16 protein-coding genes and 1 pseudogene are annotated in these 15,140 nt (G+C 55.1%); 5 read left to right on the top strand and 12 right to left on the bottom strand.

Translation table 11 applies throughout. The features are described from left to right. Window positions 1–12: 12 nt before the first annotated feature. Window positions 13–321: a YtpI family protein gene (locus tag QSJ10_RS11775; protein ID WP_033014458.1), complete on the top strand. Its 309-nt coding sequence runs from the start codon at window positions 13–15 to the stop codon at window positions 319–321. Between the two features lie 71 nt (window positions 322–392). On the opposite strand, the gene QSJ10_RS11780 is transcribed toward QSJ10_RS11775, so the two are convergent. Continuing rightward, window positions 393–1,700 (bottom strand): CBS domain-containing protein, encoded by a 1,308-nt coding sequence (locus tag QSJ10_RS11780; protein WP_033014460.1) that lies wholly within the window; start codon window positions 1,698–1,700, stop codon window positions 393–395. A 115-nt stretch (window positions 1,701–1,815) separates the two neighbouring features. Next, window positions 1,816–2,496 (bottom strand): metal-dependent hydrolase, encoded by a 681-nt coding sequence (locus QSJ10_RS11785; RefSeq protein ID WP_033014462.1) that lies wholly within the window; start codon window positions 2,494–2,496, stop codon window positions 1,816–1,818. Between the two features lie 137 nt (window positions 2,497–2,633). Between QSJ10_RS11785 and QSJ10_RS11790 the strand changes: the two genes are divergently transcribed. Next, window positions 2,634–3,725 (top strand): M24 family metallopeptidase, encoded by a 1,092-nt coding sequence (locus tag QSJ10_RS11790; RefSeq protein ID WP_033014463.1) that lies wholly within the window; start codon window positions 2,634–2,636, stop codon window positions 3,723–3,725. Between the two features lie 130 nt (window positions 3,726–3,855). Here QSJ10_RS11790 and ald read toward each other — a convergent pair whose 3' ends face one another. The 3 genes from ald to QSJ10_RS11805 form a co-directional block, all read right to left on the bottom strand. Beyond that, window positions 3,856–4,974 carry an alanine dehydrogenase gene (gene ald / locus QSJ10_RS11795; RefSeq protein ID WP_033014465.1) on the bottom strand — a complete coding sequence of 373 codons (1,119 nt, stop codon included), beginning with the start codon at window positions 4,972–4,974 and terminating at the stop codon, window positions 3,856–3,858. 88 nt (window positions 4,975–5,062) lie between these two features. Then, window positions 5,063–5,827 (bottom strand): SDR family oxidoreductase, encoded by a 765-nt coding sequence (locus tag QSJ10_RS11800; RefSeq protein WP_013144502.1) that lies wholly within the window; start codon window positions 5,825–5,827, stop codon window positions 5,063–5,065. 96 nt (window positions 5,828–5,923) lie between these two features. Then, the gene (locus QSJ10_RS11805) at window positions 5,924–6,064 is read right to left on the bottom strand and encodes a hypothetical protein (RefSeq protein WP_011232228.1); all 141 of its coding nucleotides are present in this window, start codon (window positions 6,062–6,064) and stop codon (window positions 5,924–5,926) included. 112 nt (window positions 6,065–6,176) lie between these two features. On the opposite strand from QSJ10_RS11805, the gene QSJ10_RS11810 reads away from it, so the two are divergent. After that, window positions 6,177–6,623 (top strand): universal stress protein, encoded by a 447-nt coding sequence (locus QSJ10_RS11810; RefSeq protein ID WP_033014467.1) that lies wholly within the window; start codon window positions 6,177–6,179, stop codon window positions 6,621–6,623. 68 nt (window positions 6,624–6,691) lie between these two features. Here the strand turns inward: QSJ10_RS11810 and argH are convergent, their stop codons facing one another. Continuing rightward, entirely contained in the window at window positions 6,692–8,071 is a 1,380-nt protein-coding gene (gene argH / locus QSJ10_RS11815; protein WP_053532822.1) for an argininosuccinate lyase, read from the bottom strand. Window positions 8,072–8,136: 65 nt separating this feature from the next. After that, window positions 8,137–9,333 (bottom strand): annotated as a pseudogene (locus QSJ10_RS11820) (argininosuccinate synthase); the annotation flags it as partial. 180 nt (window positions 9,334–9,513) lie between these two features. Here QSJ10_RS11820 and QSJ10_RS11825 point away from each other — a divergent pair. Next, the gene (locus tag QSJ10_RS11825; RefSeq protein ID WP_049625007.1) at window positions 9,514–9,849 is read left to right on the top strand and encodes a hypothetical protein; all 336 of its coding nucleotides are present in this window, start codon (window positions 9,514–9,516) and stop codon (window positions 9,847–9,849) included. A gap of 210 nt (window positions 9,850–10,059) precedes the next feature. Here QSJ10_RS11825 and QSJ10_RS11830 read toward each other — a convergent pair whose 3' ends face one another. Beyond that, entirely contained in the window at window positions 10,060–10,593 is a 534-nt protein-coding gene (locus tag QSJ10_RS11830; protein WP_033014471.1) for a MogA/MoaB family molybdenum cofactor biosynthesis protein, read from the bottom strand. Window positions 10,594–10,915: 322 nt separating this feature from the next. On the opposite strand from QSJ10_RS11830, the gene QSJ10_RS11835 reads away from it, so the two are divergent. Then, window positions 10,916–11,275: a hypothetical protein gene (locus QSJ10_RS11835; RefSeq protein ID WP_033014473.1), complete on the top strand. Its 360-nt coding sequence runs from the start codon at window positions 10,916–10,918 to the stop codon at window positions 11,273–11,275. Between the two features lie 246 nt (window positions 11,276–11,521). Here the strand turns inward: QSJ10_RS11835 and QSJ10_RS11840 are convergent, their stop codons facing one another. The 4 genes from QSJ10_RS11840 to ytfJ form a co-directional block, all read right to left on the bottom strand. Next, complete coding sequence (locus QSJ10_RS11840) at window positions 11,522–12,712, bottom strand: acetate kinase (protein ID WP_033014474.1); 1,191 nt, start codon at window positions 12,710–12,712, stop codon at window positions 11,522–11,524. Window positions 12,713–12,910: 198 nt separating this feature from the next. After that, window positions 12,911–13,900: a class I SAM-dependent methyltransferase gene (locus tag QSJ10_RS11845; protein WP_053532821.1), complete on the bottom strand. Its 990-nt coding sequence runs from the start codon at window positions 13,898–13,900 to the stop codon at window positions 12,911–12,913. A 118-nt stretch (window positions 13,901–14,018) separates the two neighbouring features. Continuing rightward, window positions 14,019–14,519: a thiol peroxidase gene (gene tpx, locus QSJ10_RS11850; protein ID WP_033014480.1), complete on the bottom strand. Its 501-nt coding sequence runs from the start codon at window positions 14,517–14,519 to the stop codon at window positions 14,019–14,021. A gap of 151 nt (window positions 14,520–14,670) precedes the next feature. Further along, entirely contained in the window at window positions 14,671–15,132 is a 462-nt protein-coding gene (gene ytfJ / locus QSJ10_RS11855) for a GerW family sporulation protein (protein ID WP_033014481.1), read from the bottom strand. Window positions 15,133–15,140: the final 8 nt, after the last annotated feature.

Here is a 15,140-nt window from a genome sequence, read left to right on the forward strand (position 1 = left end):
GAGGGAGCCAGCATGCCCGTATTGGTTATTTTCATTATATTTTCCTTTTCGTTTTACGTCTATTATAAAATTCGCTACGTTCGCTCGCAGCGCCCGATGGAGCGCCGCTTCCTCTCGGCGAAATCGAGCATGGCGCTCGGGCTGTTTGTCGCCTTGTTCGGAGTCAACCAATTGTTTTTGTATCAGACAACTGTCACCTATATCATCTCCTCCATCTTTATCGCCCTAGGCGCCGGCAGCGTCTGGGCCGGCTGCCGCGCCTACCGCTGCTATCTGCCGCAGGCGATCGAAGAGGCGGAAAAAGCGGCGAAACAAAGCTGACCATAACCGTTCACAGCGAAAGGGAAAGGATGTCCAGCAACAAAGGGCGGACATCCTTTTTTCGTTGTCGATTACCGGTCGATCAGCTGGCACATCATCATCGCCTTCCCGACGATGGCGCCTTCATTGTACACCTCGACGTCCACTTTTCCGAACTTGCGCCCGAGCTCTAAAAGCTTCGCCTGCACGTCGACTGTAGTGTCGATTTGCACCGGCTTGATGAAATAAATCGTAATGCTTTCCATCACCAAATCGCCGCGTTTGTACGCCCGCAGCATCCGCGCCGCCGCTTCGGTGACGATCGTCGTAAACACGCCGTACGAGAGTGTCCCTAAATAGTTCGTCATTTGCGGCGTGATCGTGCAGCGAAACAGCGTTTCTTTGTCGCCTGACTCGCGGAACTGGGCGGTGACGAGGTCATCGATCGTCTCGCCGACTTGCAGCTGGCGCTGCGCCATTTGCAGCGCTTTTAACACGTCTTGGCGGCTGATGATCCCTTGCAGCCGGTTATGGTCATCAACGACCGGAAGCAGTTCAATTCCTTCCCATACCATGATGTGCGAGGCAAATGCGACCGATGTTTTTCCGTTCACCGTAATCGGCTGCTTCGTCATCACCTTTTCGACCGGCAGCTGCCGGTCGACATCCAGCACGTCTTTTGCCGTCACAATACCTTGCACTTTCAACTGGTCGTCGACGACCGGAAACCGGGTATGGCGCGTCTCGCGATTTAGCGCATACCAGCGCTCGACGGGATCGTCTGTATATAAATAGACTGTTTTCTCGACAGGGGTGACAATGTCCTCAACGAGCACAATCTCCTTTTTGATCAGCTGGTCATAAATCGCCCGGTTGATCATCGTCGCAACCGTAAACGTGTCATAGCTCGTCGAAATGATCGGCAGCTGCCGCTCATCGGCGAGCTTTTTCACGTGGTCGGCCGTGTCAAACCCGCCGGTGATGAGCACGGCCGCCCCGGCTTCAAGCGCCAGTTCGTGCGCCTTCGTCCGGTTGCCGACGATAAGCAAATCCCCTGCACCCGTATAGCGCATCATTGCCTCCAGCTGCATCGCCCCAATGACGAAGCGGTTGAGCGTCTTGTGCAGCCCTTCCCGCCCACCGAGCACTCGTCCGTCGACAATGTTGACGACTTCAGCGTACGTGAGCTTCTCAATGTTTTCCTTCCGCTTTTTCTCGATCCGAATCGTGCCGACGCGCTCGATCGTGCTTACGTATCCTTTGTTCTCCGCATCTTTGATCGCTCGGTACGCCGTTCCTTCGCTCACGCCCATTTCCTTGGCGATCTGCCGGACGGAAATTTTCTCGCCGATCGGCAGCCGGTGGATGTATTCTAAAATTTGTTCATGTTTGGTCGCCAACGGTCTTCACCCTTTACGCATTGTTACTTTCATTATACAGGGCTCAGCAGCGGGGATTCAACGATCGCGCCGGCCATCAGAAAGCGCCCTTCCCAAAGTGGGAAGGGCGCCGCTGTTACAGCTCGATGCTTTCGCCTGACTTCAGAGCACGGCCGACACCCGACGGTAGAAGCGAGACGAACCGTTCGGGGTCTTGGACAATCGGCGGGAACGTGTTGTAATGGATCGGCACGACGAGTTTCGCTCCGAGCCACTCGGCGGCAACGGCCGCGTCTTCCGGCCCCATCGTGAAGCTGTCCCCAATCGGCAAAAAGGCGACATCGATGTTATGGCGCTCGCCGATCAGCTTCATGTCGGAAAACAGCCCGGTGTCGCCGGCATGGTAGATCGTTTTCCCTTCGGCCGTGAACAAAATGCCGGTCGGCATGCCTAAATAAATGATTTGCTTGTCCTCGGTCACAAACCCGGAGCTGTGGAACGCCTGCGTCAACTTGACCGTGCCAAAGTCAAATTCGCGCGCCCCGCCGATGTTCATGCCAAACGTCTCGACGCCTTGCCAGCTTAAATACGTCGCCAGCTCAAATGTGGCCACGACAAGGGCGTTGTTCCGCTTGGCGATTTCCACCGTATCGCCGACATGATCCCCGTGCCCGTGCGTGAGCAAAATGACATCCGCTTTCACATCTGCCGCGTTCAAATCGGTCGTCGCATTGCCAGTGATGAACGGGTCGATCAAAATCGTTTTTCCGTTCGTCTCAATGCGGACAACCGAATGGCCATGGTAGCTGATTTTCATCGTCACATCTCCTTTCCACTACACATGATTCGCCGCCGCCCATCCATTCCCTTCTTTTCCTGCCTGTCCATTTACAAACGGCCCGTTTCTTGGTACGCTCAAAATGGACAACAGTGAAAAAAGGAAGGAATGGGACGATGAACAAACGGCTGCAAGCATTTTCCTCTTGGCTTCAACAACATAGTTCATTCGCCTTCGTCACGTCAAGTGCGAACGTGTTTTATTTGAGCGGATTTCGGTGCGACCCGCACGAACGGTTGCTGGCGCTTTTGGTCTTTCCTGACAGCGAGCCCGCGCTCGTCTGCCCGCAAATGGAAGTCCCGCGCGCCCGCCGGAGCGGCTTTGGGCATACGGTGATCGGCTACGACGACAGCGCCGACCCGTGGGAAGAGATCGAGCGCCATCTCAAAGCGCGCGGTGTCAAGGCCGTCTCGATTGCCGTCGAAAAAAACGATTTGTCGTTCGCCCGTTTCGAGCGGCTCTCGGCGCTGTTTCCGAACGCCCAATGGCTCGATGCCGAAGAAAAGCTGCGCCAGCTTCGCCTGATCAAAGATGAGCAGGAAATGAAAGCGCTGCGCCAGGCGGCAGAGCTGGCTGACAAAGCGGTCGAAATCGGCGTCTCGGCCATTCGCCCGGGCGTGACGGAGCTTGAACTTGTCGCCGTCATTGAATATGAGCTGAAAAAACTCGGCGTTGAAGGGATGTCGTTTCCCACAACCGTGCTTGCAGGCGCCAAATCAGCCGATCCGCACGGCGTGCCGGGAACGGCGGCGGTCGCACCGGGCGATTTCGTGCTGTTCGATTTGGGCGTCATCGTCGATGGGTATTGCTCCGACATTACCCGCACCGTCGTCTGTCAGACGGCAAGCGACGAACAGCGGCTCATATACGATACCGTTCGGCGCGCCCAGCAGGCGGCGATCGACGCCTGTCGCCCGCAAACCGCGATGAAGGAGATCGACCGCTCCGCTCGAAACGTCATCGAACAAGCCGGCTACGGCCCGTACTTCACCCACCGCGTCGGGCACGGCTTAGGAATCGAAATCCACGAATACCCATCGCTTCATGGCGCCAACCCCGACCCGCTCGCTCCCGGCATGGTGTTTACGATCGAACCGGGCATTTACGTCCCATCCATCGGCGGCGTGCGCATTGAAGACGATGTCGCGGTCACGAACAACGGCGTTGAGGTGTTGACGTCGTTTTCGAAGGAATTGATCATTGTATAACGAGAAAAACCATTGGCAAAAGCTTCTGCGAATAAGTGCACGAACAAAGCTGTCCACCGGCTCGATCCCCAAGCCGATTCGGACAGCTTTGTTTTCTCATCGCCATCAAGGCGGCTCCATCTTCATGATTTCATCCGTGCAACAACGAATGAACATCTGTATACGGCATGTTGTGCGCCGCCGCGACCGCTTCGTACACGATGTGCCCGTCGAGCGTGTTGATCCCTTTTAACAGCGCCGGGTTATCCAAGCACGCGGCGCGGTAGCCTTTGTTGGCGATTTGCAAGGCGTATGGGATCGTGACGTTCGTAAGCGCGAATGTCGACGTGCGCGGCACCGCGCCCGGCATGTTGGCGACGGCGTAATGGACGACGCCGTGCTTGACGTATGTCGGATCGTCGTGCGTCGTGACGCGGTCGGTCGTTTCGAAAATGCCGCCTTGGTCAATGGCGATGTCGACCAACACCGATCCCGGCGTCATCGAGCGCACCATCTCTTCCGTCACCAGCTTCGGCGCTTTCGCCCCCGGGATCAAGACGGCACCGACGACCAAATCCGATTCGCGCACGCACTCGGCGATATGGTACGAGTTGGACATGAGCGTCGTCACGTGGTCGCCGAACAAATCATCGAGCTCGCGCAGCCGCTCGGCGTTAATGTCCAAAATCGTCACGTCTGACCCGAGACCGACCGCGATTTTCGCCGCGTTCGTCCCCGCCGTTCCGCCGCCGATGATCGTCACTTTGCCGCGCCGCACTCCGGGCACGCCGCCAAGCAAAATGCCTTTCCCGCCGTGCGGCTTCTCGAGAAACTGGGCGCCGACTTGCACCGACATGCGGCCGGCGACTTCACTCATCGGCGTCAACAGTGGCAGCGAGCCGTTCGCCAGCTGCACCGTCTCGTAAGCGATGCCGACCACTTTTTGCTCGACGAGCGCTTTCGTGAGCGCTTCGGCCGCGGCTAAATGCAAATACGTAAACAAAATCAATCCGGGGCGAAAATAGCGGAACTCCTCAGCCAGCGGCTCTTTCACTTTCAACACCATCTCCGCCGTCCAAGCATCTTCCGCGTTCGGCACGATCACTGCCCCGGCTTTTTCATACTCGGAATCGGAAAACCCCGACCCAGCGCCGGCTTCCGTCTCCACATACACGTCATGCCCCGCTTTGACGAGCGTCATCACGCCTGCCGGAGTGATGGCGACGCGGTTTTCATTGTTTTTGATTTCTTTTGGAATGCCGATCTTCATTACATTTCCTCCTTTTTCCTTCCCGCTTCTTCCTTTTATTGTGCTCCGTTTCGCGCAAAAGCAAACGAAAAAGGAGGAGACGCTGGTCTCAACGGAAAAGGTGGCGGTAAATGACGTTCGCTCCGCCGGTGACGTCAATGACGGCGCCGGTGATGAAATCCGAGTCGTCCTCGCATAAAAACGCGATCACGCGGGCGATATCTTCACCAGTCCCCGGGCGTCCGACCGGCGTTTCCGCATCCCTTCTCGCGCGGGCGTCGGCGATCCCCGCCTCTTTCATGGCGCCGACAATATTGCCTGGGCACACCATATTGGCGGTAATGCCATATTCCGCCTCTTCCAGGGCGATCGTTTTCGTCAGCGATACAAGCCCGACTTTCGCCGCGCCGAACGCCGAACGGTGCACCCAGCCCGGGGCATCCGCCGCTCCTTGAAATCCGTACGTAATGATGCGGCCAAACCGTTGTTTTCGCATAATCGGGATCGTCCGCCTCACTAAATGGAAGACCGAGCTCAAATTGCCTTCAATCATTTCGTACCATTCGTCTTCCGTATAATCGGCCAGCTTTTTCCGCTCAAAAATGTACGGCCCTGCATTGTTGATGAGGCAGTCAATGCGGCCAAACCGCTCCATGGCGGCGTCCACAAGCGCCGCTAAATCGTTTTTGTCCGTCACATCTCCCTGCACAAACTGGAGGCGGTCAGCGGCGCCGCGGTACTTCTCGGCAAGCGAGCGCACCGCCTGTTCATCGCTCCGGTAGTTCACCGTCACCGAGTAGCCTTTATCAAGCAGCAGCTCGGTCACTTTTCTCCCCAATCCTTTCGCTCCGGCCGTAATCAAGGCGTGCCGCACCCTTCTCCCTCCTCGTCGCGATTTGCTGTCTCATTTTTACTTTACTACAAACCAGAGCGAATACAAAAAAATAACCATAACGCGCAGGCGCTATGGCTATTCGCCGACTTCGCGGCGCGGGTCGTAATACGATTCATCCTCGTCAACAATGCCGCTTTCATACGACTCGGTAATTTGCTCGGTGATCGTCCGCACTTCCTCCTCATCGTACTGCCAGTCGTTATACCGCTTTTCCATTGCTCTTCCTCCCCTGTTCACAAAATCTCAATATATGGCCTAGTTTCTCGTCAAAGGGCGATGGGTATACCATATATAGAGATAGCATTTTTAACCAAAGGGAGGGGAGAACATGACCATGACCTACCAAACGATCGTCGTCGCCGTCGATGGCTCGAAGGAAGCGGAATGGGCGTTCAAAAAAGCGGTTCAAATCGCCAAGCGAAACGGGGCGAAACTCATTTTGACCCACATCATCGACTTGCGCGGCTTTACGACCGTTGAAGCGCACGATTACGCCCTCGCCGAACGGTCGGAGCAATATGCGAACGAACTTCTGGAACGGTATAAAAACGAAGCCGTCGCCGCTGGACTCGACGATGTGGACACCGCGGTCGAATTCGGCTCGCCGAAAGTGAAAATCGCCAAAGACGTCGCTCCGAAATACAAAGCCGACCTCATCATTTGCGGGGCGACCGGGTTGAACGCGGTCGAGCGGTTTCTGATTGGCAGTGTCTCGGAAAACATCGTCCGCCATGCGAAATGCGATGTGCTTGTGGTCAGGACACCGAAAGAATAGCCTTCCGCGCCCAACGAATGCATCCATTCTCTGTGCCGCCGGCAAATGCCAAAAAGAACACCCCGCCGTTACGGGGTGTTTAGCTTTTCTTTCGCTTTTTCAAGCGCCGCCCGCACTTCGGCAAAACCGGTGCCGCCGGCGCTGTTGCGGCGGTTGACGGCCGTGCGCGGGTTCAAGGCGTCATAAATGTCTGCGTCAAAGAGCGGCGACGCCTCCTTATACACGTCAAGCGGCAAGTCGGCCAAAAAGACGCCTTTCTCAATGCAAAGCAGCACGAGCTTGCCGACGACCTCATGCGCCTCGCGGAACGGCATGCCTTTTGCCGCCAAGTAATCGGCAAGCTCGGTCGCGTTGGAAAAGTCCTGATTCGTCGCCCGCTCCATGACGTCTGTGCGCACGTTCATCGTTTCAATCATGCCGGTGAAAATTTTCAGCGACCCGACGACCGTCTTTACTGTATCAAACATGCCTTCTTTATCTTCTTGCATGTCCTTGTTGTAGGCGAGCGGCAGCCCTTTCATCACCGTGAGAAGCGCCATCAAATGGCCGTACACGCGGCCGGTTTTGCCGCGGATGAGCTCGGCCATGTCCGGGTTTTTCTTTTGCGGCATGATGCTGCTGCCGGTCGCAAACGCATCATCGAGCTCAATGAACTGAAACTCTTGGCTCGACCAAAGGATGAGCTCTTCAGCGAGCCGCGACAAGTGCATCATGAGCATCGAGCTGTTGCTTAAAAACTCGATGATGAAATCGCGGTCGCTCACCGCATCCAAGCTGTTTTCGTAAAGATCGGCAAAACCCAACAGCTCCGCCGTCCGCCGCCGGTCGATCGGAAACGTCGTTCCGGCGAGCGCCCCGGTGCCGAGCGGCGAGCGGTTAATCCGTTTCAGCGACTCAGAAAAACGTTCATAGTCCCGCTCGAGCATCCAAAAATACGCAAGCAAATGATGGGCAAACGAAATCGGCTGCGCCCGCTGCAAATGCGTATACCCGGGCATGATCGTGTCGACATGTTTGTCGGCTTGAGCGACAAGCGCCCGCTGCAGCCCGCGGATGAGACTGAGAATCTCTTCAACGCGCTTGCGCAAGTATAAATGCATATCGGTCGCCACTTGGTCGTTCCGGCTCCGTCCGGTGTGCAACTTGCCGCCGACCGGGCCGATGTCGTCGATCAACATTTTTTCAATGTTTAAATGAATGTCTTCATACGCGACGGAAAACTCGAGTTCCCCCCGCTTCGCTTTTTCGAGCAGCCGCAGGAGTCCGCTCTTGATCTTCTCGACATCTTCCGCCGGCAAAATGCCGCACTCGCCAAGCATTGTCACATGGGCAAGGCTGCCTTCAATGTCTTCTTCCACCAGCTCCTGGTCGAACGGGATCGACGCGCCAAACTCGTCGACCCATTCTTCCGCTGTTTTCGTAAACCGTCCGCCCCAAAGTTTTTTCACGAATCTCGCCGCAGAGGAATGCGACTTCCTCCTTCCTTTTCCTTATTGGCCGGCCGATACCGACGCTTTGTGTGCTTGTTGACGATGCTGTTGACTTTCGTCGGCAGACCGTACAGCGAGATGAACCCGACCGCCGCTTGATGGTCAAACTCGTCTTCCGACGTGTACGTCGCCAGCTTTTCATCATAAAGCGAGAACGGCGATTTGCGCCCTTCGACGATCGCATGGCCTTTAAACAGCTTCACGCGCACGACGCCGGTGACGTTTTTCTGCGTTTCTTTCAAAAACGCGACAAGCGCGTCTTTGAGCGGCGAAAACCACAGGCCGTTGTAAATGACTTCGGCGATTTTTTGCTCGATGATCGGTTTGAAATGGGCGACTTCTCTCACCAATGTCAAGTCTTCGAGCTCTTTATGCGCTTTGATGAGCGTGATCGCCCCCGGGCATTCGTACACTTCGCGCGACTTAATGCCGACAAGGCGGTTTTCGACGTGGTCGATGCGGCCGACGCCGTGCTTGCCGGCTAACGCGTTCAGCTCCAAAATCAATTGCGCGAGCGGATACGCCTTGCCGTTTAACGTCACCGGAACGCCTTGTTCAAAGCCGATCTCGATGACATCCGGCACATCCGGCGCGTTCTCAAGCGAAGCCGTCAGCTCATACGCCTCTTCCGGCGGAGCCGCCCACGGGTCTTCCAAAATGCCGCACTCGTTGCTGCGGCCCCACAAGTTTTGGTCGATCGAAAACGGGCTGTCCAGGTCGACCGGAATCGGAATGCCGTGCTGTTTCGCGTATTCGATTTCTTCCTCGCGCGACCAGCTCCACTCGCGCACCGGGGCGATGACGTCCAAGTCCGGATTGAGCGCGTTGATCGACACTTCAAAGCGCACTTGGTCGTTCCCTTTCCCCGTGCAGCCGTGGGCGACCGCCACCGCGCCTTCGAGCTCGGCGATTTCAACGAGTTTTTTCGCGATGAGCGGACGCGACAGCGCCGAGACGAGCGGATATTTCCCTTCATACAGGGCGTTCGCCTGCAGAGCGATGAGCGCATACTCGTTCGCAAACTCGTCTTTGACGTCGATGACGTACGATTTGATCGCGCCGACTTTGAGCGCTTTTTCTTTCACGAAATCAAGGTCTTTTCCTTCCCCAAGGTCCAAGCAGCACGCGATCACATCATACCCGCGCTCCTGAAGCCATTTGATCGCCACCGATGTATCTAAACCGCCCGAGTAGGCCAACACCAATTTTGGATTTGCCATGGTCGTTCTCCTCTCCCGTCACATAAATATACTTAAATATAAATAAATATTCAAATCGAACACATTATCACTTTATCAGCTTTCCCGTGATTTTTCAATACTTATTCAATAAAAAGAATAAAAATTCCTCACCGATATGCGGAAATGTTTCGTATAATAGAAAAAAAGGAGGCGGCAAGAATGAACGGCATCTTCATCGACGACAAGCGGCTCGGCATCCGCGTGCCGCATCTGGATAAGCCTTGGGAGGACTACAGCCCAAACGAACAAGAGGCGATTTTACTGGAATGGGAAACAATCCGCGGCTTGATCCCCGACCGCATCGCCGAACTGGAGCGGGAAATCAACGAAAAACAAGACGCGCTCGGCCAAGAAGCGGATTTTGCGCGCTCGTGCCAGCTCAATGCTAACATCGCCGAACTCGCTTCGATCGTGAATGATTTATGGATTTGGTATCGGATCAGTCCCCATGTTTCCTTTGAAAAGGAAGCGGCGGTAAAACGCAAAATACGCTGACGAAACCGGCCGTCTCTTTTTTCTACGGCCATGTCGCCCCCGCCGCCCTTGCCGCGGCTTTCGCGACCACCTCCCAAAAGGCTCGGGACACCCTTTCTTAACTATGATGTAGGCGTAAAACAATCTTGAAGAAACGATGTGCTGTGTTTTGTTTAAGAAAAAACAACCTTTTAGGTCAGTCCCCCCATTTCCGCTCATCCTCTCCTTTCGTCAAAGCGTCTTTCGCTGCTTCTCCCTATCCTTCCGAATCTCTCTCACCACATGCCTCAACTCCGGCAAAATGAGCTTCGTCATCGCGAGGCGCACAGCGCCGGTGGAGCCGGGAGTGCAAAAGACGGCGGTGTCCATCGCCACTCCGGCGACGGCGCGCGACAGCATGGCGGCCGGGCCGATGTCTTCGGTGTAGCTTAGGAAGCGGAACAGCTCGCCAAAGCCGACGAGTTCTTTCTCAAGCAGCGCTTTCACCGTTTCGATCGTCACGTCGCGCTTGGCGATGCCGGTGCCGCCGTTCGTGAGCACCGCATCGACATCGGCGTGGCAGCAGCCGTCAAGCACTGCTTCGCGAATGGCGTCCGCTTCGTCTTTGACGATCTCATAGCCGACGACCTCATGCCCGGCTTCCGTGAGCAGCTCGATCATCAACCGGCCGCTTCGGTCGGTTTCCTCCGTTCTCGTGTCGCTGACGGTGATGACTTTGCAGCGGACGGTTTTGGGAGCTTCTTGTTTATGGGCAGCTGTGCTCATTCCCTCATCTCCTTTTGTCATTGTGTTGTTAGCTATAGTATAGCAAAAATTACCCAACTCTTGCCGGCTGCTTCTCGCTGGCGAAACGAAAGGAAAAGACCCCATCGTGAAATCAATGTCTTCCGCCTACACTCCACAAGACAACCAATCGGCTGTCCCGAAGGCGCGCCTGGCCGTTTTCGGACGGCCGTCTTTTTTGTACACTTTCGGACAAAACTATTTGTTATATAATAGACAGAATTATTATAATATTAAAACATAAAGAAAAATGCAATTGTCCACTCATGGATAACGGACAAGTCGGCAAAAGGAGGGAAAAGCGGTGCATCGTACGCTAAGTGAAAAGCTACAGGCCATTTTGCAAGATGGGATGGCGGTCATCGGACGGCACCGCGAATCGATCGCAGCCCGCTGGAATGAAAAATTAGGCAAACTGAAGAAAAAGCAGCATATCGCGGCCCATTCACTTGAAGCGGCCATTGAATCAGCTTGCCCGCCGCGTACAAATCAAGCAGCTTCGGGTAGTCAATCGGCGGATTGCCTTGGCCAAGCCAAGAACCGGTCAACGCTTTGGATTGGGAAGGCATCCGCGCGCCCGAGGCCGCGTGAGGCGCCGGTGACGACCGCCACTTTTCCTTTCAGCAGTTCCGCCCATGACGACATCGGTGATCCCTCCGTTTAACGTAAAAATTGCGGTTGTTTCTTTTGGAAAAACGCCGCCAGCCCAATCGCCGGCTCTCCTGTCTTAAACGTGGCCGCAAATAACGCCGCTTCGATGCCAAATCCGTCTTCTCATCTCCGTCCGGAGTTGTTGAAACAAGAATCAAGCGCACCAAAGCGGCAAAACAAAAAAAAATGGCTGCCCCGTTTGTTTGGGGCAGCTGTTTTGGCCAAAATGGCTGCAACGATTCTTTTTATTACAATCCGCTTACAAATTCGCCAGCCGCATGACATCACGGGCGATCATGACCTCTTCGTTCGTCGGGATGACGAGCACTTTGACCGGCGAGTGCGGGTAGCTGATGAACGCTTCTTTGCCGCGCACTTTGTTTAGGATGGGATCCCAGTAAACTCCCATAAACTCGAGGCCGCGCAACACTTTGGCCCGCACGACTTCGCTGTTTTCGCCGATGCCGGCGGTGAAAATGATGGCGTCGACGCCGCACATGCGCGCCGCATACGAGCCGATGTATTTATGAATGCGGTTCGCAAACACTTCCAACGCAAGTTCCGCGCGCTCATTTCCTTCGGCGGCCGCTTTTTCCAAGTCGCGCAAGTCGCTCGAGATGCCGGAGATGCCGAGCATGCCGCTCTTTTTATTCAGCACTTCAATCACTTCATTAACGGTCATTCCTGTTTTTTCCATAATGTATGGGATAAGCGCCGGGTCGATGTTGCCAGAGCGCGTCCCCATCGCGACGCCCGCTAATGGCGTAAAGCCCATCGACGTGTCGATCGATTTGCCGCCTTCGACCGCCGCGATGCTCGCCCCGTTGCCTAAATGGCACGAGATGAGGCGCAGCTGCTCGATCGGCCGGCCGAGAAGCTCCGCCGCCCGCTGGGTGACGTATTTGTGCGACGTGCCATGGAAGCCGTACTTGCGAATGCCGAATTTCGTGTAATACTCATACGGCAAGCTGTACAAAAACGACTGTTCCGGCATCGTTTGGTGAAACGCCGTATCAAAAACGGCGACGGCCGGCACGTTCGGCAGCACTTCCTGAAACGCGCGGATGCCGACGAGGTTGGCCGGGTTATGAAGCGGAGCGAGCTCGGACACTTCTTCGATTTGTTTTATCACCTCATCGGTGATCAACACCGAATCGCTGAACTTCTCCCCGCCGTGGACGACGCGATGGCCGATGCCGTCAATTTCGTCAAATGACCGGATGATGCCATAGCGAATCAGTTTGTCAAGCAGCAGTTTCACCGCCACGGCATGGTTCGGGATGGAAGTGACTTCCCGCTGTTTCTCCCCGTTCACGACGATCGTAAAAATCGCGTCGTCAAAGCCGATCCGCTCGACGATTCCTTTCGTTAACACCGTTTCCGCCGGCATGTCAAACAATTGGAATTTCAACGAAGAACTTCCCGCATTAACGGCTAACACTTTTGCCATCGAACATACAGCTCCTTTTTGCCAAAATCCGTTCGCACTTACGGTTAGTGTGCGCGATTGGGCGCTGTTTCACTATGCCTTTTTCATTGTATGCCTCCCTTTTCTTCCTTTCAAGCGGCGTTTTCTTTCGTAATCGGTTGCAAAGAAATGTTTTTATGTTGTGAAAATAAAAACAGCCTCCAAGCAGGTTGGAGACTGTCAGCGCCCTTTTTCGCCGGCGATCCAGGCATCGATTTTCGCCATCATCGCCTGCATGGCCGTCTTGTTGGAAAAGCGCGGCAGTTCGGCGAGCAGCACTTGTTTCGGCGCTTTCGCCATCGGGCCTTTCTTTTGCAAAATGAATATGCTTTTCGCCGCCTGCTCGTGTTTAAAAATGGACAGCGGCAACTGCAACAAGCCTTGAACGATGGCGGTTTCTTTTAAAAATTCATTCAGCTGTTCCGCCTGAGGGCTGGAAAACAGCGTGTTCGGAATGAGGAAAAACAAATAGCCGCCGTCTTTTGTATAGCGCAAGCTTTGCTCGATCAACAAATGATGCGCATACGACCGCCCTTCTTTCGCTTTTAACACAAAGCGGCTAGCATTGGCGTCATCCGGGTAGTAGCCGACCGGCAAATCGCAGACAACGACATCGGCCGGTTCGACGAACAAAGGGCGCAGGCTGTCCTGGTTAAACAGCTGCACCGGGTGCTGCTGCAAGTTGGCATTGACATATGCGAGTTTGACGAGCAGATCGTCAACGTCGACGCCGTAGCTTTTCGCCTGCCGGCCGCCGAGCCCGTTTAACACGGCTGTAAGCAAATTGGCCGTACCGACGGCCGGGTCCAGAATCGTTAGCGCCAAATGCGGGCGCGTGAACTGCCGGACGAGGTAGGCCAAAAACACACTGACCGCATCCGGCGTCATTTGGTGGTTCGGCTGGACGTGCTGGCGCATCCCTTTTAAGACGGCAAGCTGAAACGCCTTGCGAATGTGCTCGTTCTGAAACTGTTCGAGCCCCAATTCGCGATATTGCTTTTTCAACCGTTTCGCGTTCAGCTCGCTCACCTCATCTTGCAGCACGTCGCCGTGAAACAAATTTTCCCCTGTTTCCGCGACAGCTTCCAAATACGTGCATTGCAGCTCCTCCTGCAAAATGCGGGCCGTTTCATCCAAGACGGCAAACAGCCGCTCAACGGGTGTCATCATGCGTGCGTCCCCCTTTCTGCCCATGTCCCTTCTATATATTGTACGTCCGTCCGCCCCGCCCCGCAAGGCAAACAGCGGCCAAAACGAAACGGCCCCGAACGGATCGGAGCCGTTTTCCTTATTTCGCCGCTTTCGCCGCTTCAATCGCTGCTTCGTAGTTCGGATGGTTCGTCACTTCCGGCACGTATTCGACGTATGTGACCGTGTCGTTGCTATCGATGACAAACACGGCGCGGGCAAGCAGGCGAAGTTCTTTGATCAGGACGCCGTACGCTTGTCCAAATGAGACGTCGCGATGGTCGGACAACACTTCAACGTTTTCGATGCCAGCGGCGCCGCACCACCGTTTTTGCGCAAACGGCAAATCCACGCTGATCGTCAGCACTTTCACGTTGTCAAGCTTCGACGCTTCCTCGTTAAACCGGCGCGTCTGCGCGTCACAAACACCGGTGTCAAGCGACGGCACGACGCTAATGAGGCGGACATGCCCCTTCGTATCGGCGAGCGTCACTTCCTGCAAATTTTGGTTCAACACGGTGAAGTCCGGCGCTTTGTCGCCGACTTTCACTTCGTTGCCGACGAGCGTGACCGGATTGCCTTTAAACGTCACTTGAGCCATGGCTTCTCCCCCTTAGGAAAAAATATGTACCATCTCCATAGTAAAACGAAAAGGCGGCGTTTACAATCGTTTTACTCGCCGCATCGCCCCTTTCGCCTGCAGCCCGCCAAAACAAAGCGCTGGACGAAACCCGATCCAGCGCCAAGCCCGGCTAAATGTCAAAATCGTTCGCGGTGGAAGACGCGCCGTCTTTTTTGTTTTTCTTCAACATCGCCTGGATTTTTTCGATGGCTTGTGGGGCGAGATCGAGAATTTTTTCGTATAAATGCGTGCTTTCATCTAGATGGAGAAGTTTGACACCCGATGAGTTGACGACGAGAAACGCGATCGGGGTGATCGACACGCCGCCGCCGCTGCCGCCGCCAAACGGGTGCCCGTTCCCCTGTTGCTGCCCGTTTTGCCCGTTCGTTTGCGCCCCTTGACCGTTTGTCTGGCCGTCAAGCATAAATTCGCTGCCGCCGGCCGCAAACCCGAACCCGACCTTCGACACCGTTAAAATGACGCTGCCATCCGGCGTCTCGACCGGATCGCCGATAATCGTGTTGACGTCGATCATTTGTTTTAAATTTTCCATCGCGGTTGTCATAAGCCCTTGGATCGGATGGTTCGTCATCATCATTC

It is taken from the genome of Geobacillus stearothermophilus ATCC 12980, assembly GCF_030369615.1.
GTDB classification, from domain to species: domain Bacteria; phylum Bacillota; class Bacilli; order Bacillales; family Anoxybacillaceae; genus Geobacillus; species Geobacillus stearothermophilus.